This window comes from Streptomyces mayteni (assembly GCF_054783955.1).
Map to the genome: position 1 here is coordinate 1 of NZ_BAAGPR010000094.1, position 22252 is coordinate 22252.

Here is a 22252-nt window from a genome sequence, read left to right on the forward strand (position 1 = left end):
CGCCCTGCCTCGCCGGCGAAGCCGGCCGGGGTCCGGCCGGCTCCCTGCGCTTCGCGCGCCCGGCGCGGCAGGCCGTCAGATGGCTCGCGCACCGGCCAAGGGGCGGGTGGGTGGGGGAAGACCGGGCTGGCCGGCCGCAGGCCCGGCCGGCGACCGCAGCGTCGGCCGTCCGCCGGCCCGGACCCAGCGCCCCGCTTGACCGGCCGCAGGTCCGGCCCGCGTCGCGCGCAGCGGGAAGGGCGGGCGGGTGGGGAAAAAGCCTGCACCGCCCAGCGTGCCGGCCCACCGAGGGCCGGCCGCCGGCCGCGCGCACCGCGCGTAGCGGGAAAGGCTTGTGGGGGCACCTCCCAGCGTTAGCTGGGGGAGGGTGGGGGCAAACCCCCGTCAACCCCCCAGCGGCGCCGTCGACGCTCGAACCACCAGTTCCGTCGCCAACTCCACCCGCGGCGAGTCGATCTCCTCCCCCCTCGCCTGCCGCAGCACCGTCCGCGCCGCCACCTTCCCCATCTCCGCCAGCGGCTGCCGCACCGTCGTCAGCGGCGGAGCCGACCACCGCATCTCGGGGAGGTCGTCGAAGCCGACGACGCTCACGTCCTGCGGCACCCGCAGCCCGAACTGCCGCAGCGCCTCGATCGCGCCCATCGCCATCTGGTCGCTGGAGGCGAAGACCGCCGTGGGCGGTTCCGGGAGTTCCATCAGCCGGCGGCAGCCGTGGAAGCCGGACTCGTGGTAGAAGTCGCCCGGCACCGTCAGCGCTTCCTCCACCGGCACGCCGGCCGCCTCCAACGCGGCCCGGTAGCCGTCGTGTCGGGCCCGGCTGCACAGCAGCCGCGGCGGTCCCGCGATGAAGCCGATCCGCCGGTGGCCGAGTTCCAACAGGTGTTCCGTGGCGGCGATGCCGCCCGCCCAGTTGGTGGCGCCCACCGTCGGCGCCGCGAGCGACGCGCCACCCGCCGGGTCGACGACGACGATCGGCACCCCGAGCCTGGTGAGCTCCTTGTGCAGCACCGGCTCGAGCACCGACGTCACCATGATCACGCCGTCCGAGGCGCGGGCCCGCAGGTTGGTCATCCACTGCCTGGCGGCGCCGGCGCGGTCGTGGATGGCCGAGACGACGGTGCCGACGCCTGCGGCGTGCGCGACCTCCTCGACGCCCCGGATGATCTCCACGGCCCACGGGCTGTCCAGGTCGTTGAAGACGAGGTCGAGGAGGGCCGCCCGGTCGCCCGGCGGCTGGGTGCGGCGCCGGTAGCCGTAGTGCCGCAGCAGCTCCTCGACCTTGGCCCGCGTCTCCGGTGCCACGTCGGAGCGGCCGTTGACCACGCGGGAGACGGTGGGCACCGACACGCCCGCCTCCCTCGCGATGGCCGTGATGGTCACCTTGCGTTCTGCTGCCATGAGCACCTTCTTCTGTCGCATCCGGGCGCGTCCGGCCACCGGAAGTTTTTCAATGTTATTCCGGAAGGCTTGACGCCCTCCAGGGCGGCCCATAGAAACGGACGCGTCAGCCTGCGGGGGCATGACAACGAGAGGGGTATCGCATGCATCCCCTGGTGCGCAGAGCCGCAGTCGTGATCGCGACCGGAGCGTTCCTGCTCTCCGGCGGCGCGGTGTACGGCAGCGCGCAGGCCCAGGAAGCCCAGATCCAGGAGGCGCTGTCCGAGGACGGCCCGGCGGTCCAGGCCGCGACGCTGCGCGAGGCGGCCGCCGCCCAGGGCAGGTTCGTCGGCACCGCCATCGCCGATGGCAAGTTGAGCAACACCACCTACACCAACATCGCCCGTACCGAGTTCGACAGCGTCACCGCTGAGAACGTGATGAAGTGGGACACGCTAGAGCCGTCGCGCAATTCGTTCAACTACGCGCCCGGTGACCGGCTCGTGAACTTCGCCCAGGCCAACGACCAGCAGGTCTACGGACACACGCTGGTCTGGCACAGCCAGCTGCCCGGCTGGGTGGCGAACGGCGGCTTCAACGCCACCGAGCTCAACTCGATCATGACCAACCACGTCACCAACGTCGTCACCCACTACCGGGACTCGATCGAGTACTGGGACGTCGTCAACGAGGTGTTCAACGAGGACGGCACGCTGCGCGGCTCGGTGTTCCAGAACACCATCGGCCAGAGCTACATCGCCAACGCCTTCCGCGCCGCGCGGGCCGCCGACCCGGACGCCAAGCTGTGCATCAACGACTACAACGTCGAGGGCACCAACGCGAAGAGCAACGGCCTCTACAACCTGGTGAGTTCGCTGCTCAGCCAGGGGGTGCCCGTCGACTGCGTCGGCTTCCAGTCGCACTTCATCCTGGACCAGATCCCGTCCACCCTCCAGGCGAACATGCAGCGCTTCGCCAACCTGGGCCTGGAGGTCAACATCACCGAGCTGGACATCCGGATGACCCTGCCGGCCGACAGCGCCAAGCTGTCCCGCCAGGCGACGCAGTACGCGTCCGTCGTCGGCACCTGCCTGGCGGTGGCGAACTGCGGCGGCATCACGGTGTGGGGCTTCGGCGACGCGGACTCCTGGATCCCCGGCGTCTTCGACGGCCAGGGCGCGGCCTGCCTCTACGACAACGCCTACGCCCCGAAACCGGCCTACAGCGCCATGCTGACGGCCTTCGGCGGCGAGCCGGGCGACCCCGGGGACCCGGGCGACCCCGGGGAGCCACCGGTGACCGGCTGCGTCGCCAACTACCAGGTGACCAGCCGCTGGAACGCCGGCTCGGTGGTCAACGTCAGCGTGACCACGGCCCAGGCGATCACCGGCTGGGCGGTGACGTTCAGCCTGCCGTCCGGCGAGTCGGTCACCAACTCCTGGAACACCACGCTCAGCCAGAGTGGCACGGCGGTGACGGCCCGCAACGCCTCCTACAACGGCTCGGTGGGCGCCGGCGGTTCGTTCAGCTTCGGCTTCCAGACCAACAGCGGCGCGGTCTACAGCGCGCCGGTGCTCTCCCTCAACGGGGCGGTTTGTACGGCCAGTTGAGCACCCCCCACGGGGCTTCCGGCAGCCGGCCCGGCGGTGACGCGACTCAGCTCGCCGCCGGGCCCTCGCCCGCGCTCGCCGCCGGGCCATCGCCCACGCCGACCTCGACCGCCAGCCGGTGGGCGGCGTGCGCGAAGAACGCCTCCTGGGCGGTGATGGCCCCGTTGTACTGCCCGAAGACCTCGAAGGACACCAGACCGATCAGCTGCGCCCAGGCCGCGAGCAGCGCGGCGACCACCGGCTCGGGCAGTTCGGGCGCGAACTCGGCGGCGACCGCCGCCGTGGAGACCGTGACCGGCTCCGGCGTCGTCCCCCAGGCCGGCGGGCCGAGCAGCCCGTCCTCGTGGGCCTCCCTGGCCACCGCGAGCAGCGCCAACGGCACGCGTACCCCCGGCTGTTCGGTGTCCCGGGGCGCGGCGTACCCGGGGATCGGGGTGCCGTGGACCAGGCCGAACTCGTGCGGGTTGGCCAGGCCCCAGTCGCGCACCGCGCGGCACACCCGCACCCAGCGGGCGCCCGGGTCCGTGCGGGGCGCGGCGGTCAGCCCGGCCTCGGCGGCCTCGCCCATCGCGTCGTAGGCGTCGACGATCAGCGCGGTCAACAGGTCGTCGCGGCTGGGGAAGTAGCGGTAGAGCGCCGACGAGGCCATGCCGAGCTCGCGGGCCACCGCGCGCAGCGACAGCCTCGGCGCCCCCTCGGCGGCCACCCGGCGCCTCGCCTCGTCCTTGATCGCGGCCGTCACCTCGCGCCTGGCCCGCTCTCTGGCCCCCTGGAACGTGCTCATGCGGCCCAGTCTGCCACCGGATGAAGCGATGCTCAAAAACAAGAGCAGTGCTCTTGAAATCGTCCGGCCCGAATGTAACCATTGCTCTCGACCGAGAGCACTGCTCACATCGACCGACGGGAGACCACGATGTCGTCCACCACCCCCCACGTCAGAAAGCCCGGCTGGTTCACGAACAACGTGCTGAACCGGGTGGTCGCCTGGTTCACCTACCGCGGCATCAGCGTCTGGGGCTCCCGGGTCCTCGCCGTCCGCGGCCGCCGCAGCGGCGAGTGGCGCACCACCCCCGTCAACCTGCTCACGGTCAACGGCAACGACTACCTGGTGGCCCCCCGCGGCCACGTCCAGTGGACCCACAACATGCGCGCGTCGGGCGGCGGCGAGCTGCGGCTCGGCAGGAACGTGGCGCCCTTCACCGCGGAGGAGATCCCCGACGACGAGAAGCCGGCCCTGCTCCGCGCCTACCTCAAGCGCTGGAAGGCCGAGGTCGGCGTGTTCTTCGACGGCGTCGGCCCCGACTCCTCGGACGCCGAGCTGCGCCGGATCGCCCCCGACCACCCGGTGTTCCGCGTCACCCGCAGGTGAGGCCCCCGTTCGGGCGCCGTTCGGGCCCGGTGCGAGGACCCGCGCTCAGTGCGGTCAGTGCGGGATGGTGTCGATCAGCTCCCGCGCCCCCTGGCGCAGCAGCGCCACCGCCACCGAGGTGCCGAGGGTCGCGGGATCGAGCGGCCCTGCCCACTCGTGGGCGTCCAGCACGGTCTTGCCGTCGGGCGTGAACACCCGCCCCCACAGGCTCAGTCGGCCGTCGCGCTCCGCCTTGGCGTAGCCGGCGATCGGGCTGTTGCAGTGGCCCTGGAGCACGTGCAGGAACATCCGCTCGGCCGTCATCTCCCGCCAGGTCGCGGGGTCGCCGAGCCCGGACACCGCCTCGATGACCTCGGTGTCCCCCTCCCGGCACTGCAACGCCAGCACCCCGGCCCCTATCGGCGGGCACATCTCGTCCACGCCGAGCACCTGGCTGATCCGGTCCGCCATGCCGATCCGCTCCAGGCCCGAGACGGCCAGCAGCAGCGCGTCCGCCTCGCCCGCGGCCAGCTTCTCCAGCCGGCGGTTGGCGTTCCCGCGCATCGGCACCGTCACCAACTCCGGGTAGACGGCCGTGAGTTGCGCCACTCGGCGGACCGAGGACGTGCCGATCCTGGTGCCCGGCGGCAGCTGGTCGAGGGTGCGACCCGCCGGGTCGACGAGCGCGTCCCTGATGTCGTCCCGCGTGAGGTAGGCGGCGAACACCGTGCCGGCCGGCAGCGGCCGGTCGGCGGGCACGTCCTTGACGCAGTGCACGGCCAGGTCGGCCTCGCCGGCCAGCAGCGCCGCGTCCACCTCCTTGGTGAACGCGCCCTTCCCGCCCAGCTTGGCGAGGTCCCCCTGCCACCGGTCGCCCGAGGTCGTGACGGGCACCACCTCGGTGCGGATCTCCGGGTTCCGCGCGGCCAGTTCGGCGCGAACCCGCTCGACCTGTGCGAGTGCCATCGGGGAGGACCGGGAAACGATCCGGATGAGCTCAACGGCCATGCGGGACACGATAGCCTTCCGGCACGGGGTACACCTGCCAGACCGAACGCCAGAACGGATACGTAGCCCTCATGGCTGAGGTAGATGACTTCGCCCTGCTGGCCCGCATCGCGAGCGACGAAGCGTTGCTGCGCTACTTCGAGTGGCCCTGCGACTTCGATGTGACCCGGCGGGAGCCCGTGGAACGCCTGCACCTGTCCTCCGACGCCGTCCTCGAGCCCGTCGCGGGCTGCGGATCCGGCGGCACCTACTTCCTGATCGGCGACCGGGGCGGCACCCGGCCCGTGATCTACACCAACTCCGAGGGCCAGGGCGGCCTGATCGCCGACAGCCTGCGCGAGGCACTGGAGTTGATGGCCGGCATCCCCTTCTGGATGGAGTGCCTGCACCTCTCGCCGGCCGAACTCGCCCGCCCCGAGACCGATCTGCTCAAGAAGCTGGAGCTGGACTTCCACGAGGACCTGCCCGAGTTCGACCCCGCCCACCAGCGCGCCGCCGCCGCGGCCCTGGGCATCACGCCGCCCAGCCCCACCCGGTTACTGCGCCGCCTGCGCGAGCGAGTCGCCCGCACCCGCCCGGACTTCATCGTCCACACCACGGACGGCTGGCCCTACGACAGCTTCTGAGGACGTGGTCCGGCCAACGGCCGGACGAGCCCGGCCGTAACCCGGGCGAGGCGGCGGAGTCGGTGGGGGTGGCTGGTGCGGTCGGCGCCCGGGTCGGTTACGACGGCGGTTTCCTTCATGCTGTTCGAGTCGTTCCTCTCGTCATTCGGTAGGGGCCTGGCTTCCGGGCGGAGTGAAGATGCGCACCCTGGCCGTGCGACGGTCGGGGTTGTGCAGGGCGCGGACGCCGGTGCCGCGGAGCCAGAACGCGGCGTCGTGTCCGAGGACCGGCCCCGGCTCGCCGTCACGTAGCTCCAGCTGCACCCGGCCACGGGTGACGACGCAGAACACGTCGTGCCATTCCTCCTCGATCACGGCGATGCGTGCGCCGGCGCGCAGCGCGAGCGTTCGCACCGGGTTTACTCGGTGCCGTCGGCCGGCAGGCGCTCCGGCAGTCCGAGCCGCGGGAACTGGTCGTCGTGGAACGTGGTGATCTCGGTGATCGTCCCGCTGGTGACGCGCAGGACGTCGATCGTCAGCGGCAGGTACGCGCCCTCGGACCGCTGCCAGAGGTAGAAGGCGAGGGCGGGCTGCCGGTTCACGGAGGTGGGGACGGCGCGCAGGCCGGTCATGCCCTCGAAGCCGCTCTCGATCCAGAAGTTCACCACTGCGTCGCGGCCGACGTACAGGCCGGGCGTGGGCGGCATCGAGAAGCGGACGTCGTCCCGCAGCATCGAGGCGAGCGCCTTGACGTCCGTGGCCACGCTGGCCTCTGTGTAACGGCGCACCAGCTCGCGCATGGTGGCGTCCTCCTCTCCGCCGGTCCAGTCCTGCCGCTCGGCGGGCAGGTGTTCGCGCATCCCGGCCCGGGCGCGCTGCAGCGCGCTGTTCACGGAGTTGACGGAGTCGCCGAGGAGTTCCGCGACGTCCTTGGCCGGCCAGCCGAGCACGTCCCGCAGGATCAGCACGGCCCGCGGGCGCGGCGCGAGGTGCTGGACCGCGACCAGGTAGGCCAGCTCGATCGTCTCTCGCGCGACGGCGACGGTCTCCGGCTCGTCCGCGTCGCCCGCGGGCAATTCGTCGAGCAGCCGGTCCGGGTAGGGCTGCAGCCACAGCGCCTCGCCGCCGGTCGCGGGCTCGGGGCGTCGCTTGGCGAGCAGGTCCAGGCAGGCGTTGGTGGCGATCCGGTATAGCCAGGCCCGGAACGTCGACCGCCCCTGGAAGGTCTCCCGCCGCCGCCAGGCACGTAGGAACGTCTCCTGCACGGTGTCCTCGGCGTCTTCGAACGACCCGAGCATCCGGTAGCAGTGCACGTGCAGCTCCCGCCGGTGCCGCTCGGCCAGCCCCGAAAACCCCGACTCGTCGGCCTCGCCCAGACCGCGCGTACCCAGCCCGCTCATCACGGCATCCTTCCGTCTCACCCTGTCCGGTCATACATGTGACGGGTGCGGTCGCGAAAACTCATCACCAGGGTCGGTCGCACCGGCGCGGCCTGACCGCGCTGTTCTGGTCCGACGTCAACCCTTACGGCACCTTCCGCCTGGACATGAACAAGCGCCTCGACCTGATGCCCGCCTACACCGCACGCGACCACGCCAAAGTCGGGGACCGTGGTGCGTGAGGTCGACGCGGTGGCCCGCTTCGCGCCGGCCGGGCACGAGTTCGCCATCACCACCACTGCGCGGCGCCTGGCCTGCCGGGAAGCGGCCGACGAACGAGGACAGCTGACCGCTCTGCGGGGACTGGTCGTTCCGGTTGCTACTCGGCCTGCAGGACGAAGAACAGGAAGGACAGGAAGCGCGGCATAGCCGCGATGGTCTCGGGAAACAGTTCGTGGGCGGCGGGATCAGGATCCGGCTCGCTGATGACCGTGATCCGGAAACCGGCCCCGGTGAACGCCTCGATCGTCGCGTGCAGCGGCCTGTGCCAGCGACTCACCAAGGCGGTCTGGCTGCCTATGGTCCACTCCACGGTCCACTTGGTGGTGTCGAAGTAGTCGCATTCGGCCTCGCGGCCGACCTCGCGGTGTATGAGGTTGACGGCAAAGGGATGGTCGACGGAAGCGATCAGCCGACCGCCGGGCTTGAGTACGCGTCGCAGCTCGGCCAGAGCAGGCCCCCAGTCCTCCAGGTAGTGCAGCACCAGGGACGCGACTACATCGTCGAACGTGTCATCAGGGTAAGGAAGCGGGCCGCCGCCCAGGTCCGTCACCCGCAGGTCCGCACCGTCGCCGAGCCGCTGCCGGGCCAGCTCCAGCATCCCGGCGCTCGAGTCGAAGCCACTCACAATGGCGCCACGGTCGCGCAGCGCGGCAAACAGGAGCCCCGATCCGCAGCCGGCGTCGAGGATCCGCCGACCGGCCACGTCTCCGGCGAGGGCCAGCATCGCGGGACGCTCGTAGTAGGCATTGACCAGGTTGGTTTCGTTCACGGCCGTGTACGCCTTGGCGAAGCTGTTGTAGTCGTTGACCTTCGGCGGATCGACACCCACCGCGGATGGCGAGGCCAGCCGGACGGTCATCACGTGCTCTTCGCGCTCGCTGGAGGTCATGGTGCGGGAGACGTGTGCTGCAGCAGTTCGGTTCCTGGCTGCGGCCAACTGCTGCGCAGCGTCGTCGGACGGGTCGATCTCCTCTACCCCGGAGTCCTTGCCGGCATGGACCGAACTGCCCCGCCCGGCCTGCACCGGCGCAGAGCCCGTCGGGCACGTCCGCCTCGGGTACGCCCGGGCCTCGACCGCGGCAGTCCCTCGACGCACAGCTTGACTCCCTCGCCGAAGCCGGGGTCCGGCATGGAACGCGAGTACATCCGCGACCGCACCCTCGAAGGCCACGAATCCGCCCGCATTGCGTACGCTGCGCGAACACGACGAGCAGGCTGCCACGTCAGTGAACGGATGATCATCTCGCTACTTTGCGGCTGGTGTCTGAGATTGGACTCCGGGGCCGGCACGGCGGCTCGAACGGCTACTTCGGTATGGAACGCACCGCGATCCGACCGGCGACCACGGGGTCACGGCAGGGAGGGAAACACGGCCTCCCACTCCGCGAGGCGGTCGTCCCGATACTCCTCGGGCAGCACCTTCATGAGCGCGACGACCGGCGAGAGCAGCAGCTTGGCCCTGCGAAGCAGCCGGATCACCTCGATCTCACGCTGGGGCCACTGGTACGACAACTCCCGCGCCTCCGCCACCGAGAGGGGAAGCTCCCCGAGCAGCAGGTCGACCAGGTGCCCCGGGTCGAGGAGGTCGACGTCCTCGTCCGGCGGGAAGCGACGCAGCAGCGCGCTCGACGCGTTCAGCCGGCGAACGACGCTCTCGCGGTGCGTGATGGCGCCCGAGGCGACGGCGGAGTCCAGTACGTGCGCGAACGCGGTCGTGCGGCTCCCCCAGGGAACCCCCGACAGGTCCTCGGCCTCGGCCTCGTCCGTCAGCCGCTGGGTGAACAGCTGCACGATGCCCAGCCATTCGCCGGGCGTCAGCTCGGAGACGGCCGGCCTCCGTGCGGCCAGGGTCTCGGCCAACTCCCGTGTGCCGCTGGCCGCCAACTCCTCGAACGTGGGCATGCGCCCCATGCTAGCCACGGAAGAAGGAGACCCCCGACTCCGGGAAGGCGATCCCCGCTTCGGAGAACGCGTCCAGGCCGACCTGCAGGCTGTCGTTGTCCGGCATGAAGTGACCGCTGTGGTTGCTGATCTCCAGTCCGAAGTACCCCAGGGACGAGTCGCCCGCGAGGTTGGCCTCGCCCGCCGCCCGCACCGGATTCCCGCGGGTCAGGACGGAATGCGAGATCTCCTGCCCCTGGGCGTACTTCGGGATGACGACCAGGTCACCGCTCTCGGTCACCGCCCACTTGACCGCGTCCGAGTTGATCGCCTCGTCGAAGGCCGCGGAGCCGGGTCGCAGTGGCGTGACGCCCAACCCGTCCGCCAGCCGCAGCTCTCCCGCCAGGTTGCCCGGCAACTGGTTCTCGAACAGGTGCGCCGCAAGCCCGAGGGGATCCACCCACACGTGGGGGTTGTGCACGTAGCCGTAATGGTTCGGCGCGGGCGCGAGCCCGAGGGGGTCCGGGCTGGTGTACCGCGCGATCCCCGGGTCGTAGTGCCGGTGGTGGTTGTAGTGCCAGCCGGTCTCCTCGTCCGCGTACTGGCCAGGGAAGCGCAGCGGAACGGACACGTCTCCGTCCGGTCCTCCCACGGAGCCGCCCCAGACGCTCGCCCGATTCCGCCAGACGACGCCGCCGGTCTCGTCGACCAACTCGGTGGGCGAGCCGACGAGATCGGTCACGATCGCGTAGAAGCGCTGGTCGACCTCGCTCTGCGGAGTTCGGGTGGCCGGTGCCCCGCGTTCGGTCTGGGCGATCGGAGCCAGGCCCCGGTAGTCCCAGGTGACCGTGGACGCGCGTTCGGTATCCCCGGTGCTGGTCTGCTCGACGAGGGTGGTGCCCGACCAGGCGAACTCGGTCCGATCGGCGACGGTCCCGTCGCCGGCCAGGCGTTCCTTGGCGATGCGGCGGCCCAGGGGGTCGTAGCGGTAGCGCCAGCGCGTGCCGTCCGGAGTGACCACGGAGGTGAGGCGATCCTCGGAGTCCCACTCGTAGCGCCATGAGTCGGGCTTCTTCGACAGCCGCGCCTTCTGCCGAAGGATGACCCGCCCGGCCGCGTCGTGCTCGTAACGCGTGCGCCCCGCACGGGTGATCCTGGTTCCCGCGTAGGCGCGGTCGCCGGTCGCGTCGTGGCCCGGGGCGTGTTCCCGCGCCGCCGAGAGCGGATCCGGCCAGTGCGCGGCCGTTTGGTTGCCGGCCGCGTCGTAGGCGTAGGACTCGGTCCAGGCATCACCGGTGACCGTCGTGATCCGGCCCGTGCCGTCCAGCTCGAACCGCGTGGTGCCACGCCGCCGATCCTGGACGGCGACGAGATGGTTGTCCGGGCGGTAGGCGTAGGAGCGTTGCTCGATCTGTTCCGAACCGAGCGTCAGGGCCCGCGCTGTCAGCCTGCCGACGGCGTCCCAGGCGCTGGCCAGCTCCAGGCCGCCGTCGATGTTGCGGCGCGTCTCCCGCCCGGTGGCGTCCACCTCGAACGCGAACACGTGGCCGGCCGCGTCCATCTCCGCTACCCGGCCCACCGCGTCGTAGCGCCACCTGGTGACGTGCCCCGATGGGGTGGTGCGGGTGAGCGGGCGGCCCAACCTGTCGGAGGTGTGGTCGGTCCTCCTGCCGTTGACCGTCTCCGCGCGGATGAGACCCAGGGCGTCGCGCTCGATGACGAGTTCCGCCTCGGCGTTGCCGGCTCTCGTCAGCCGGCCTGCCGCGTCGTAGCTGTAGACCGTGTCGCCTTCTCCGCCGTGCTTGCCGGTGATGTGGCCGAGCAGATCGCGGGTGTAGGCGACGGTGTCCCCCAACGCGTTGGTGCGCGCCGTCAGTTGACTGGCCGCGTCGTAGGCGTAGGTGACGGTGCGGTCGTCGAAGTCCGACTCGGCCGCCAGCCGACCCGCGGCGTCGAAGGTGTAGTCCCAGGAGAGACCGTGCGGTCCGGTGACGCGGACGATGCGCAACTCGGTGTCACGGGTGAGCTCGTAGCGCGCGCCGTCCGGTCCGATCTGCGCGACCGGCAGGTCGAACGCCCCGTACTCGAATCGCCTGGTGCCGCCGTTGGCATCCGTCTGCGCGACGAGATTGCCCTCCGCGTCCCACTCCCAGGTCCGGGTGTCGCCCAACGCGTTGAGCTGTCGCAGCGGTTGCCCGTCGGCCGACCATTCGATGCGCGTGGTGGCTCCGAGGGGGTTGACGATCTCGACGGGACGGCCGAAGGCGTCCCGGACCTGGCGCGTGACCTCGCCGTGTGGGTCGGTGACGGCGAAGGGGAGTCCCGCGGGATCGCACCTGACCCGGGCTGTGTGCCCCTCGGCGTCGGTGACGGCGGCGAGGCCGCCGCGTTCGTCGTACGCGTAGCGGGTGCGGTTGCCGGCGGGGTCGAGGAGTGCGATGCGGTTGCCCGCCGCGTCGTACGCCTGCCGCCACACCGATCCATCGGCCTGGACGACCTCGACCGGAAGCCCGAACTCGTTGTACTCGGCCCGGACGACGCCGCCGTCAGGGCGAGTGATGGCGGTGACCTGGCCGTGTTCGTCGTGCTCGTAGTGGGTGGTGCGGCCGAGCGGGTCGGTGACGGTGAGGGTGCGGTCGTAGCGGTCCCAGTCGCGGGCGGTGGTGTGGCCGAGTGGATCGGTCTGGGCGATCAGTTGGTAGCTGTCGTTGAACTGGTAGACGGTGCCGTGACCGAGGGAGTCGGTGGCGGTGGTGCGGTTGGCCAGCGGCTCGTAGTCGTAGCGGTACTCCAGGGCGCGGTCGGTGCCGGTGGTGAAGACGCAGCGGCCCTGGTCGTCGTACTCGTAGGAGTACCAGTAGCCGTTGCGGTCCTCCCAGCGGGTCAGCCGGAGGTGGGCGTCGTAGGCGAACCTCAGTGGCTGCCCTGAGGAGTTGTAGATCTCGGAGAGCAGCCCGGCCTGGTCGTAGCCGTAGCGCAGCAGGACGGGCTGGTCCGGGTCGTTCAGCAGGCGCAGTTCGCTGATCCGCCCGTTCGCGGTGGTGATGCCGAGGTGGTAGCCGCCGTCGTGGATGACGTCGGTCGGCGCACCGTTGGCCGGGTCGTACTCCACCCGGATCCGGTTGCCGTTGCGGTCGGTGATCGCCGTCAGGGGCAGCACGTTGCCCGGTCGGCCGGGTACCTGGACGAAGTGGAGGGTGTGGCCGGTCTCCCGCTGGTGGATGGTGATCGGGGAGCCGGGCTGTCCGTCCCAGGCCAGGCCCCAGCGCGGGCCCTCCACCGGCAGGACCGTGTCACCGGGTACGGGCCGGGGGTACAGCAGGGCCATGCCGTCGGTGGAGAAGAACCGTGCGCCGTACTCGTCAAGGACCAGGCGCTGGTCGAGGGTGGAGGCCCAGGAGGCGCCGAACCAACCACCGTCGTGATACGTCGAGATGTGATGCCGCTCGATCACCAGGGGGAGTACGCCGGGGAGTTCGACATCCGTCGCGGACAGCAACAACTCACCCGTGGCCATGTCCACCGGGTCACCACAGGCGGTGCGGCCGTTCATCGGGATGCCCTGCTGGCGAAGGCTCCGCCCCAGACCGGCGACGCCCTGCCGGATGCCGGTCATTCCGGTGCGGGCGGCGGACAGGCCGCCGCGCAGGCCACGGGCGAGGCCGCCGAGGGTGGTGAGGCCCTTCATGCCCGGGATGCAGTCCAACGCCGCGAACGCGACATCCCACAACGAGGCTTCGCCGTTGGCGTACTTGACGAGGGTGTCGGCGAGGACGACGAGGGCGGCAGCGAGGACGACCCAGGCGAGGGGGCCGCCGATGATCATGACGACGATGCCGAGTACCGCGACGACGACCTTGCAGATCTCGACGATGGTGTCCCAGTTCTCGGACACCCAGTGGATCGCGTCCTCCCACCAACGCCGGTTCTGGATACCGGCGTCCGACGCCTCGTCGATGCCGGACGCACAGGCTCGGGCGGCGTCCTCCCGCATCTCCTTCGCCTGCCGGGCCAACTCCCGCGCGGCGGACAGCGCCTCCTCGGCGTCGTCGACCCGGCCCTGCGCGTCCGTCTGCGCCTGGCCAGCCGCGGTCGCATCCCGCGTGGCAGCCCGGACGTCGGCCTCCGACGGCGGCTCGACGTCGTCGCGTTCACCCTCACGCTCAAGCCGGTCGGCCTCGTCACCCGCCCGGGACACCCAGTCCTGCGCGTCGGTGAGCGCCGACTGCGCCGACGACAGATCCGCCTGGGCCGCGATGGCGCGATCCAGGGCGCGGTCGGCCATGCCCTGCGCGTTCTCCAGCTTCGGCCAGTAGGTCGACAGCGCCTGGGCCGCCAGGTCGTAGGAGGTCTGGAGCTTCTGCAGGTTGGGCGGGACGCCGTCGAACTCGGAACGGAACGCCTCGGCGGAGAGGCCGGCCCAGTCGAGGACGGCCCGGTCCTCGGACATCCCCCGGACCTGCCCCAATGCCTCGCCCACGTCATCAGCGAACGTCTGCAACTCGTCGGCGAGTTCGCGCACCTCGTCCGGATTCCCCGGCGTCGGATCCGAATCCATGTCGACCGGCGACCAGTCAGCCGGACGCACCATGGTTCCCCCCGTACTGATCAAACGACGAGCTGCTCGCCGGCATGGTGAACGCCAGGGCAACGGAAGTGCCACAAGGGTGCCGTCACAAGTGATCGACAGACCTCGATCTCATGGACGACGTAGCTGCTCTACCAGTTCCATCAGCATGAAGACATTCGGCACCTTCGCGACCGGCTTCCGCCACCAGGCGCCCGACGCGCCGGCGCGGTGGACCACCAGGACGCCGTTCTCCACACCGACGCGCTGGACGTCGTGCCACGGCGCGGTGCCCTTCGGGACGGTGATGCCGGCCGGCGCCAGGGTGAGGTCCCCGAAGGCCACCGGCCGCCCCTCGCGCAACGCCGCCTGGGCCAGCGGCAGTTGCACCGCCGTGACGTCCCGCTGGAGTTCCGGGCCCCAGCGCTCGGGGTGGGCGTAGAACTGCTTGAGGTGCAGGACGGAACCGTCCGGCCTGAGCACGTTGTACTGGCGGATGGACGCGGCCCGGGTGCCGTTCACCCGGAGGTCCATGAGGTCCTGCAGCACCCCGATCGAGTCGTAGCGGAGCGCTTCGACGGGCCCTTCGAGGCCGGCGACGATCAGGCCGTGCTCGAAGACGTGCAACCGCTTCGCCGCCTGCTTGCGGGAGAAGTTGGGCAGGTAGGTCAGCATGCGCCGGAGCAGGAGCACGCCCGGCACCACGAGCAGCGCGAGGCCCAGCACCACCCCGATGAACATGAACACGATCATCGCGCCGCTGGCGCGTTGCGGCAGGTGCGTGGTGCGGTGCGCCCCGAGCCGCTGTGCGGCCGCCAGGGATGCGACCGGCTCCGGTATGGCTTCGTGGGCCGGGGATACGTGCTGGGTCGTCACGAGGTTCGTCGGTCCTTGGTCTCGTCGGTGGTCGATGATGCCGCGAGACGATACACCCGGCTACTGACAGCCCGTCACCGGCGGGTGCAGGTCGGCTCCGTCCCTCGCCCGGCCCATCACCACCCTGCCGGGGGGACGAGCCGCGGCGTCGTCTGTCTCACCTCGACACACACCTCGAGCTCCGGCTCCGGTGGCGCGATACGCACGTCGAACGTCCGCCCTGGGAAGTCGCCGCGCAGCCGCGCCTCCCAGGGAGCGATCAGCAGGGACGCCAGAGCGAGCTGTGCCTCCTCGCTGGTGTCCTGAGGGCCTCGCCACAGCGAGAAGAGGGGGCCGATCTCGAAGTAGTTGAAGCTGTCAACCAGCCGCTCCCATGCTTCGAGCGGTCGCCCCGGGCCCCCTCCGTCGATCACTCGCACGAGGCGTTCGTCGATCTCCCGCCGTCCACCACCCGGGAGATCGACGAAGACCGCGCCCCGAACCTCCAGCACCTCGGGCCAGTACAGCCAGTGGTAGGGGATGGCCTCCAGCACGCCGCCGGTTTCCGCCAACCACTCGGCGGGTGACTCCGCCGCGATGTCCGGATGAGCCGCGCGCAACAGCTCCAACGGGTTCGGGGGTTCTTCCATGGGGTGCCCTTCTCGCTTCCGCGGCCTCAATATCCCAGCGGGAGATTCTCCCCGGTCGCCGGAACTCCCCTACCGCCTCCCGTCGGATAGTAGATGGGCGGTTCGATTCCGGCGTGCGGCTTGCCCTCGCCTCGGAAGCGCGGACCGTTACGCCAACCCGAAGGGGCGCGCGGTTCCTCGATCCACGTCTGGTAGCGAGTCACGCGCCCATTGGCGTCCCGCTCGAAAACGGTGTGATCGCCTGTCGCGTTCGGGTCCCGCTGGAGATGCTGCGCGCGGGGCTTGTGCGCCGCCAGGCCCAGCGGGTCCGACCAGGTGTGCGGGTTGTGCACATAGGCGTAGTGGTTCGGCCCGGGATCGAGACCGAGCGGGTCGGGAGCGGTGTACCGCGCGGTGTCCGGGTCGTAGTGACGATGGACGTTGTAGTTCCAGCCCGTTTCGGGATCGGCGTACTGGCCGGGGAAGCGCAGCGGAGTCCCCACGACGTCGGCGCCGGCCTCCGGCGCGGTCCCGGCACCCCACAGCGTCGTCCGCGAGCGCCAGACCGCCTGCCCCTCCTCGTCGAGGAGGTGGGTCGGCGCGCCCACCAGATCGGTGACGATGGCGTAGAAGCGGCCGTCGATCTCCCGCTGTGACGCGCTCTCGATCTGGGCGACCGGCTGCTCGCCCCGGAACTCCCAGGTCAGCGTGGTCGGGTCGGCCGTGCCCGACTCGGTCTGCTCGACGACGGTGTGGTCGTGCCAGGCGAAGTCGGTGCGCGCGGCGACCGACCCGTCGCCGGCGAGACGACACTTGCTGATCGGCATGGAACTCGACGCGATCTGACGACGAGTCTCCCGCAGGGCGGTCTTCGGGGCCGCGTGTCGCGCCGCGCAGGTAGCCGACGTGGGCGTTGGTCGCTCGCTGCGGAGCGACCAACGCGCCTGGCTCGATCAGGCCGGAGTAGGGGGCTCCGGAAAACGAGAGGTCAGTGACGTGATCTCGATCGGCGCCGCTTCGTCGGTGCCGGAGAAGAAGTCGACGGAATTGCGGACGATGCGGGCGGCGGCCACCACTTCGGCGTCGTCCGACGGCTCCTTGAGCGCCGTCTCCAACATCTCCAGCGGCGAGACGATGCTGGTCTGTACCCCTTCGGAGAGCGTGTCGAAGAACACGTCGTCGTCCGTGAGCACGAGATCGACCAGTGCGCGGGAGTCGGCCCGCAGTGCGGCCATGTCGATGGATCCCGCGACTTCGGCGGCGCCGTTCCACTCGGACATGTGGGCCGGAATGTTCGGGGGCATTGCCTACCTCTCCTCGACTGTCGCTCGCTCGTGCGCCATCGTGTCAGAACCTGATGCCCATGCTGTTCAGCAGGGGCTGGCAGTAGTTCGGGCACGGATGAACCGGCTGGCCGTGCATGCTCTGGTCCCCTCGTGGGCTGCGGACACTGATGGTCTCCACGCTGCCCGTTCGGTCGCCGACCCGGAAGGCGGCGGCCCCCTCGGCCCACTCGGCCCTGGCCATCGCCATGATCTCCGCACAGTGGCCGTGGTGCCCTGAAGCGGCCACCATGCGTTCCATGATGCCGCCGGGGACGAAGTTGATGGCCCCCTTGGCGTTGTTGCCGAAATAGCTGACACCGGAGGGAGAGACGTATTCGCTGACGAAACGAACACCGTTCTTTCCGGCACGGAACTGCATTCGGTCCGCCATGCGCCGCAGTGCGCAACTGACCAGTCCCAGCGGGTCGCAGGCGGTCTGCGGATTGTCGACATAGGCCACCGGGTTCGGCCCCGGCATCAGTCCGAGCGGGTCGGGTGACGCGTAGCGTGCGACGGCCGGGTCGTAGTGGCGGTGGTAGTTGTAGTACCACCCGGTCTCCTCGTCGGCGAACTGGCCGGGAAAGCGAAGGGGTGTCGTGGTGCGTTGCCCGTCGGGGGTGGCGTCGATTCCCCAAAGGGTGCTTCGCCCCCGCCACGCGACATTCCCGTCGACATCGACCAACTCGGTGGGAGTGCCGACCAGGTCGGTCACGATCGCGAAGAAGCGCTCGTCGACCTCCTCCTTCGTGAGGAGATCTCCCTCGGTGGACCGGCGCTCCGTCTGCGAGACCGGATGCGTGCCGTTGTAGTCCCACGTGATGACGGCGGACCCGGAATCCTCCGCACCGCGAGTGCTCTGCTCGACGACCGAGGTGCCGAACCAGACGTAGTCGGTACGCTCCGCCACCGACCCGTCGACCGCCAGGCGCAGCTTGGCGATGCGCCGCCCGATCGGATCGTAGAGGTAGGACCAGCGCGTCCCGTCCGGGGTGGTCACGGCCGTCAGGCGGTCCTCGGCGTCCCATGTGTAGCGCCAGGTGTCGGGCTTGCGTGACAACCGCTTCCGTTGCTTGAGAACGACACGACCATCGGCGTCATACTCGTAGCGCAGTTGGCCGGCCCGGGTGATGCGGCTCCCCGAGCGGGTGTGCCGATCACCCTCGTTCTCCCCGGACTCAAGGCCGGGCCACCGGGCCGCCGCCTGGTTCCCCGCCAGGTCGTACGCGTAGTCCTCCTCCCAGGCCGCCGCCCTGATCGAGGTGACCCGCCCGACGGCGTCCAGTGCGATCTCGGCGGTCCCGAGGGAGCCGTCGTGAATCCGGACGGGCTGGTGGTCCTGCCGATAGGAGTACGTACGCCGCGCGGTGACGCCGGAGGCGCCGAGCAGGTCCTGCTGGATGAGGCGACCGGCCTCGTCCCAGTCGCGCGAGAGGCTGACATGCGGTCCGATGGTGCGCCGCACCTCCTGTCCTGCGGCGTCGTATGCGAAGTCGAAGGTCCGCTCGCCGACCCGCAAGGCGGTGACGCGGTCCGCGTCGTCGTACTCCCAGTGGCTGGTTCGGCCACTTGGGGTGGTGCGGCTGACGATCCGGCCAATCGAGTCGTATCCGTACCGCATGGCCCGGCCGTTGACGGTCTCGGACAGGATGTGCCCGGCCAGCGCCCGTTCGTAGACGACTTCGCCGCCCGGACCGACCGCCCGGGTCAACTGGCCAGTGACATCGTGCTCGAACGCCGTGATCTGGCCGTCGACGTTCTTCTCCAGGATCTCGCCGAGCGGGCCGTACGAGAAGGTGGTCCGCTGTTCGCTGGCGTTGACCCGGGAGACGACCTGGCCCACCGGATCAAGCGAGTACGACAGCGCCCGGTCGTCGAAGTCACGCTCCGAGACGAGACGCCCCGCCGCGTCGTACTCGTACTCCCAGGCGAGGCCGAGTGGGTTGACCACCTGGGCGAGAGACAGCTCGGTGTCGTAGGTGAACTCGTACCGCGCGCCATCGGGCAGGGTCTGTGTGGTCATCCTGTCGAACGGGCCGAACTCGTTCCTCGTGATCCCGCCGTTCTCGTCGGTGTGGCTGAGGCAGTTCCCCTCCCCGTCCCACGTCCACTCCCGTGTGCCGCCGAGCGGATCGACCAGCCGTGTCAGCTTCCCGTCCGGTGACCACTCGGCTCGGGTGGTGGCGCCCAGCGGATCGGTGACCGCGATGACGCGCCCATGGGGGTCATGCCGGTAGGTCGTGGTCGCGCCCAGGGGGTCGGTCTCCGACGTCTTGAGGCCGGCGGCGCTCCGCCCGAACCGCGTCGTCTTGCCCAGCGCGTCCGTCACGGAGGCGATAGCGCCGGTGGCGTCGAACGCCCAGGTGGTCCGCCCGCCGGCGGCGTCGACCGCCGCGGTGTTGTTGCCCTTCTCGTCGTACTCCAACTGCCAGGTGGAACCGTCCGCTTCGGTCAGCTGCAGCGGGAGTCCACGGGCGTCGCGGTCGATCCGCAGCCCGTGACTGTTGGCGCGGGTGATGGCGCTGAGGTATCCGACTTCGTCGTACTCATAGCTCACCGTGAGGCCCAGCGGATCGGTGGCACTGAGGAGACGGTCGAATCTGTCCCAGGCACGGTAGGAGTGATTGCCCAGCGGATCGGTCTCGGCAACCAGTTGGTAGCAGTCGTTGAACTCGTAGACGGTCGTGTTGCCGCGGGAGTCGGTGAACAGAGTCCGGTGGGTGTCGGTGTCGTAGACGATCCGGCTGCTGAGGAATCCACCGGTGCAGTCGGTGGCGACGCAGCGCCCCTGGTCGTCATAGGTGTACTGGTAGCGGACGTTGTTGCGATCCTCCCAGCCGATGACGCGATGCTGGTCGTCGTAGGAGAGCGTGAGCGGCAGGTCGGACGAGTTGTGGACGTGAGAGAGGTTCCCGCGCTCGTCGTAGGCGTAGCGGACGAGCGTCTGCTGGTGCGTCTCACCGAGCAGGCGGAGTTGGGTGATGCGGCGGTCCGCTGTGGTGACGGCGACGTGGTAGCCGCCGTCGTGGATGACGTCGGTCAGGTCGCCGCTCTCGTCGTGGACGAGGCGAACGCGGTTGTCGTTGCGGTCGGTGATCGACGTGAGGGGCAGCTCGCCGCCCCGCCGACCGCTGACTGGACCGAAGTGGAAGCTGAGCCCCGTCTCGCCCTGGCGAACCGTCATCGGCGTACTTGCCGCGCCGTCCCAACTCAGCTCCCAACGCGGGCCCTCGACAGGCAGGACCGGGAGGCCCGGGATCGGTCGCGGGTAGTCGAGGACCATGCCGTCCGCAGTGACGAACTGAAGTCCTGCCTCATCAAGTACCAGACGCTGGTCGAGCGTTGAGGCCCAGGAGGGGCCGAACCAGGTGCCTTCCAGCAGGCTGGTGCGGTGGTGGCGTTGGATGAGGAGCGGGAGCACGCCGGGGAGTTCCACGTCCGTGGCGTCCATGACCATTTCGCCGGTGGCCATGTCGATCGGGTCGGTCCGGCACACCAGGCTGTCGCTGTTGCGACCCGTCCGTCGAATGGTCTGGCCGAGCCCTCGCATTCCCTGCCGGAGGCCGCGCAGGCCGGTGGTGGCGAGGGAGCGCATGCCGCGGGCGAGGCCGCCGAGGGTGGTGAGGCCCTTCATGCCGGGAATGCAGTCGAGGGCCGCGAACGCGACGTCCCAGAGGGATGCTTCGCCGTTGGCGTATTTGACGAGGGTGTCGGCGAGGACGACGAGGGCGGCGGCGAGGACGACCCAGGCGAGTGGGCCGCCGATGATCATCACGACGATGCCGAGGACCGCGACGACGACCTTGCAGATCTCGACGATGGTGTCCCAGTTCTCCGAGACCCAGTTGATGGCGTCCTCCCACCAGCGGCGGTTCTGGATGCCGGCGTCGGAGGCGGCGTCGATGTCGGAGGCGCAGGTGCGGGCGGCGTCCTCGCGCATCTCCTTGGCGTCGAGGGCCAGTTGGCGGGCGGCGGACAGGGCTTCCTCGGCCGAGCCCACCCGCCCCTGCGCGTTGGACTGCGCCTGACCGGCGGCGGTGGCGTCACGCGTCGCGGCCCGCACCTCCGCCTCGGAGGGCGGCTCGACGTTCTCGCGTTCCCCCTCCCGCTCCAGACGGTCAGCCTCGTCGCCGGCCCGCGAGACCCAGTCCTGCGCGTCGGAGAGCGCCGACTGGGCGGAGGAGAGGTCGGCCTGCGCGGCGATGGCCCGGTCCAGGGCCCGGTCGGCCATGCCCTGCGCCGTCTCCAGCTTGGGCCAGTACGTCTGGAGGGCCTGGGCCGCCATGTCGTAGGAGGTCTGAAGCTTCTGGAGGTTGGGCGGCACCCCGTCGAACTCGGAGCGGAACGCCTCCGCCGACAGGCCCGCCCAGTCGAGCACCGCCCGATCCTCCGACATCCCGCGGATCTGCCCCAGCGCCTCGCCGACATCGTCCGCGAAGGTTTGCAACTCATCTGCTAGATCTCGGACTTCTTCCGGATTCCCCGGTGTCGGATCCGAGTCCATGTCGACCGGCGACCAGTCAGACGGACGCGCCATGGATCTTCCCCCCGTAACCATCAAGCAGCGCACAGTGCTCGAATGTCACGATAAACGTCAGGTCAGGGCCGACTCAACGGTGTTGTGGCGCGCTACCCACACCAGCGTCGCAACGTCACCCGGCGGTTCACGGTCAGGACGGTCGTCGGTCGCATGGTGAACGACTCGCCGGAGTCGAAGGCCAGCCGCTTGCCGCCGGCGGGGAGGTTGATCAGGTCGCGAACGACCAGTGCCTTGCCGCCGATGGTGAGGAGGTCGCCGCGCCGCACGGTGGCCGCGTTCACTTCCGTGGGCACCAGCACCCCGGGCGGCCGTGTCATCGGACGACCACCGCCACGGTGAGGACGATGACGAGCACGCATCCGGCCACGACCTGCGCCACCGCCTCGGAGGCCCACCGGTGCCGCCGCCGGTGGGCCGGTCGCCTGCGCGCGACCATGAGGACGGCCGAGCGGGGCAGAGCCAGCAACTCGCCGGAGGCGAACCGCAGGCGCGAGCCGTTGTGGAGCCGTTCGGCGATCGTCACGACGCAGCGGCGACCACCGATGGTGATCACGTCCCCGGGCCTGACCGCTTCCGCGCGGTGTCGGCGGCGCCTCATCGCCCCTCCCAGGAGCGGCGGTTGGCCTCCGCAACGAACGGCCGCAGTATCTCGCCGACGCTGACCGGCTCGACGTCCTCCTGCCGAACGTCCCACTCCCGCCCACCACCGACGGGCCGCAGCCAGACCCGGCCGCCCTGCCGGTCCACGACACGGCCGATCTCGCCACGCGACGTGTCCCGCGCCAGGAAGCCCACCTCGGGCACGTTGTCAGGAGGCACCACGCGTCAATCTCCCCAGGGTTGAGGACC

Annotated in this window: 20 protein-coding genes; 4 read left to right on the plus strand and 16 right to left on the minus strand. The window is 70.4% G+C overall.

Going from position 1 to position 22252, the window contains the following annotated elements:
* Window positions 1-384: 384 nt before the first annotated feature.
* Complete coding sequence (locus ACYVPE_RS30320) at window positions 385-1398, minus strand: LacI family DNA-binding transcriptional regulator (RefSeq protein ID WP_461036952.1); 1014 nt, start codon at window positions 1396-1398, stop codon at window positions 385-387.
* Window positions 1399-1553: 155 nt separating this feature from the next.
* Here ACYVPE_RS30320 and ACYVPE_RS30325 point away from each other — a divergent pair, with 155 nt between their 5' ends.
* A complete protein-coding gene (locus tag ACYVPE_RS30325; RefSeq protein WP_461036953.1) occupies window positions 1554-2987 on the plus strand; it encodes an endo-1,4-beta-xylanase in 1434 nt (477 codons plus the stop codon).
* 46 nt (window positions 2988-3033) lie between these two features.
* Here the strand turns inward: ACYVPE_RS30325 and ACYVPE_RS30330 are convergent, their stop codons facing one another.
* Window positions 3034-3771 (minus strand): TetR/AcrR family transcriptional regulator, encoded by a 738-nt coding sequence (locus ACYVPE_RS30330; RefSeq protein ID WP_461036954.1) that lies wholly within the window; start codon window positions 3769-3771, stop codon window positions 3034-3036.
* Window positions 3772-3900: 129 nt separating this feature from the next.
* Between ACYVPE_RS30330 and ACYVPE_RS30335 the strand changes: the two genes are divergently transcribed.
* The gene (locus tag ACYVPE_RS30335) at window positions 3901-4356 is read left to right on the plus strand and encodes a nitroreductase family deazaflavin-dependent oxidoreductase (RefSeq protein WP_461036955.1); all 456 of its coding nucleotides are present in this window, start codon (window positions 3901-3903) and stop codon (window positions 4354-4356) included.
* 54 nt (window positions 4357-4410) lie between these two features.
* On the opposite strand, the gene hemC is transcribed toward ACYVPE_RS30335, so the two are convergent.
* Window positions 4411-5343 carry a hydroxymethylbilane synthase gene (gene hemC / locus ACYVPE_RS30340; RefSeq protein WP_461036956.1) on the minus strand — a complete coding sequence of 311 codons (933 nt, stop codon included), beginning with the start codon at window positions 5341-5343 and terminating at the stop codon, window positions 4411-4413.
* 71 nt (window positions 5344-5414) lie between these two features.
* Here hemC and ACYVPE_RS30345 point away from each other — a divergent pair, with 71 nt between their 5' ends.
* Complete coding sequence (locus ACYVPE_RS30345) at window positions 5415-5969, plus strand: hypothetical protein (RefSeq protein WP_461036957.1); 555 nt, start codon at window positions 5415-5417, stop codon at window positions 5967-5969.
* 141 nt (window positions 5970-6110) lie between these two features.
* Here the strand turns inward: ACYVPE_RS30345 and ACYVPE_RS30350 are convergent, their stop codons facing one another.
* Together ACYVPE_RS30350 and ACYVPE_RS30355 are read right to left on the minus strand one after the other, a co-directional pair.
* Complete coding sequence (locus tag ACYVPE_RS30350; protein ID WP_461036958.1) at window positions 6111-6362, minus strand: hypothetical protein; 252 nt, start codon at window positions 6360-6362, stop codon at window positions 6111-6113.
* Between the two features lie 5 nt (window positions 6363-6367).
* Complete coding sequence (locus tag ACYVPE_RS30355) at window positions 6368-7348, minus strand: RNA polymerase subunit sigma-70 (protein WP_461036959.1); 981 nt, start codon at window positions 7346-7348, stop codon at window positions 6368-6370.
* Window positions 7349-7386: 38 nt separating this feature from the next.
* Between ACYVPE_RS30355 and ACYVPE_RS30360 the strand changes: the two genes are divergently transcribed.
* On the plus strand, window positions 7387-7569 hold the full coding sequence (locus tag ACYVPE_RS30360; protein WP_461036960.1) for a hypothetical protein: 183 nt from the start codon (window positions 7387-7389) through the stop codon (window positions 7567-7569).
* A 137-nt stretch (window positions 7570-7706) separates the two neighbouring features.
* Here the strand turns inward: ACYVPE_RS30360 and ACYVPE_RS30365 are convergent, their stop codons facing one another.
* The 11 genes from ACYVPE_RS30365 to ACYVPE_RS30415 all read right to left on the minus strand — a co-directional run bounded on the left by ACYVPE_RS30365 (window position 7707) and on the right by ACYVPE_RS30415 (window position 22225).
* Window positions 7707-8498, minus strand: coding sequence for a class I SAM-dependent methyltransferase (locus tag ACYVPE_RS30365; RefSeq protein WP_461036961.1), 792 nt, complete (start codon window positions 8496-8498; stop codon window positions 7707-7709).
* Window positions 8499-8959: 461 nt separating this feature from the next.
* Window positions 8960-9511 carry a hypothetical protein gene (locus ACYVPE_RS30370; RefSeq protein ID WP_461036962.1) on the minus strand — a complete coding sequence of 184 codons (552 nt, stop codon included), beginning with the start codon at window positions 9509-9511 and terminating at the stop codon, window positions 8960-8962.
* A gap of 10 nt (window positions 9512-9521) precedes the next feature.
* Window positions 9522-14081 (minus strand): DUF6531 domain-containing protein, encoded by a 4560-nt coding sequence (locus ACYVPE_RS30375; RefSeq protein ID WP_461036963.1) that lies wholly within the window; start codon window positions 14079-14081, stop codon window positions 9522-9524.
* A 108-nt stretch (window positions 14082-14189) separates the two neighbouring features.
* Entirely contained in the window at window positions 14190-14933 is a 744-nt protein-coding gene (locus ACYVPE_RS30380; protein WP_461036964.1) for a DUF6585 family protein, read from the minus strand.
* 116 nt (window positions 14934-15049) lie between these two features.
* Window positions 15050-15562, minus strand: coding sequence for a hypothetical protein (locus ACYVPE_RS30385; RefSeq protein ID WP_461036965.1), 513 nt, complete (start codon window positions 15560-15562; stop codon window positions 15050-15052).
* Between the two features lie 26 nt (window positions 15563-15588).
* Window positions 15589-16368: an RHS repeat-associated core domain-containing protein gene (locus ACYVPE_RS30390; RefSeq protein ID WP_461036966.1), complete on the minus strand. Its 780-nt coding sequence runs from the start codon at window positions 16366-16368 to the stop codon at window positions 15589-15591.
* Window positions 16369-16494: 126 nt separating this feature from the next.
* Window positions 16495-16845: a hypothetical protein gene (locus ACYVPE_RS30395; RefSeq protein WP_461036967.1), complete on the minus strand. Its 351-nt coding sequence runs from the start codon at window positions 16843-16845 to the stop codon at window positions 16495-16497.
* Between the two features lie 43 nt (window positions 16846-16888).
* Window positions 16889-21421: a DUF6531 domain-containing protein gene (locus ACYVPE_RS30400; RefSeq protein WP_461036968.1), complete on the minus strand. Its 4533-nt coding sequence runs from the start codon at window positions 21419-21421 to the stop codon at window positions 16889-16891.
* A 71-nt stretch (window positions 21422-21492) separates the two neighbouring features.
* Window positions 21493-21720 (minus strand): hypothetical protein, encoded by a 228-nt coding sequence (locus ACYVPE_RS30405; protein ID WP_461036969.1) that lies wholly within the window; start codon window positions 21718-21720, stop codon window positions 21493-21495.
* Window positions 21717-22001 carry a hypothetical protein gene (locus ACYVPE_RS30410; RefSeq protein WP_461036970.1) on the minus strand — a complete coding sequence of 95 codons (285 nt, stop codon included), beginning with the start codon at window positions 21999-22001 and terminating at the stop codon, window positions 21717-21719. The genes ACYVPE_RS30405 and ACYVPE_RS30410 overlap by 4 nt, the downstream gene beginning before the upstream one ends.
* Window positions 21998-22225, minus strand: coding sequence for a hypothetical protein (locus ACYVPE_RS30415; RefSeq protein ID WP_461036971.1), 228 nt, complete (start codon window positions 22223-22225; stop codon window positions 21998-22000). The genes ACYVPE_RS30410 and ACYVPE_RS30415 overlap by 4 nt, the downstream gene beginning before the upstream one ends.
* Between the last annotated feature and the right edge of the window lie 27 nt (window positions 22226-22252).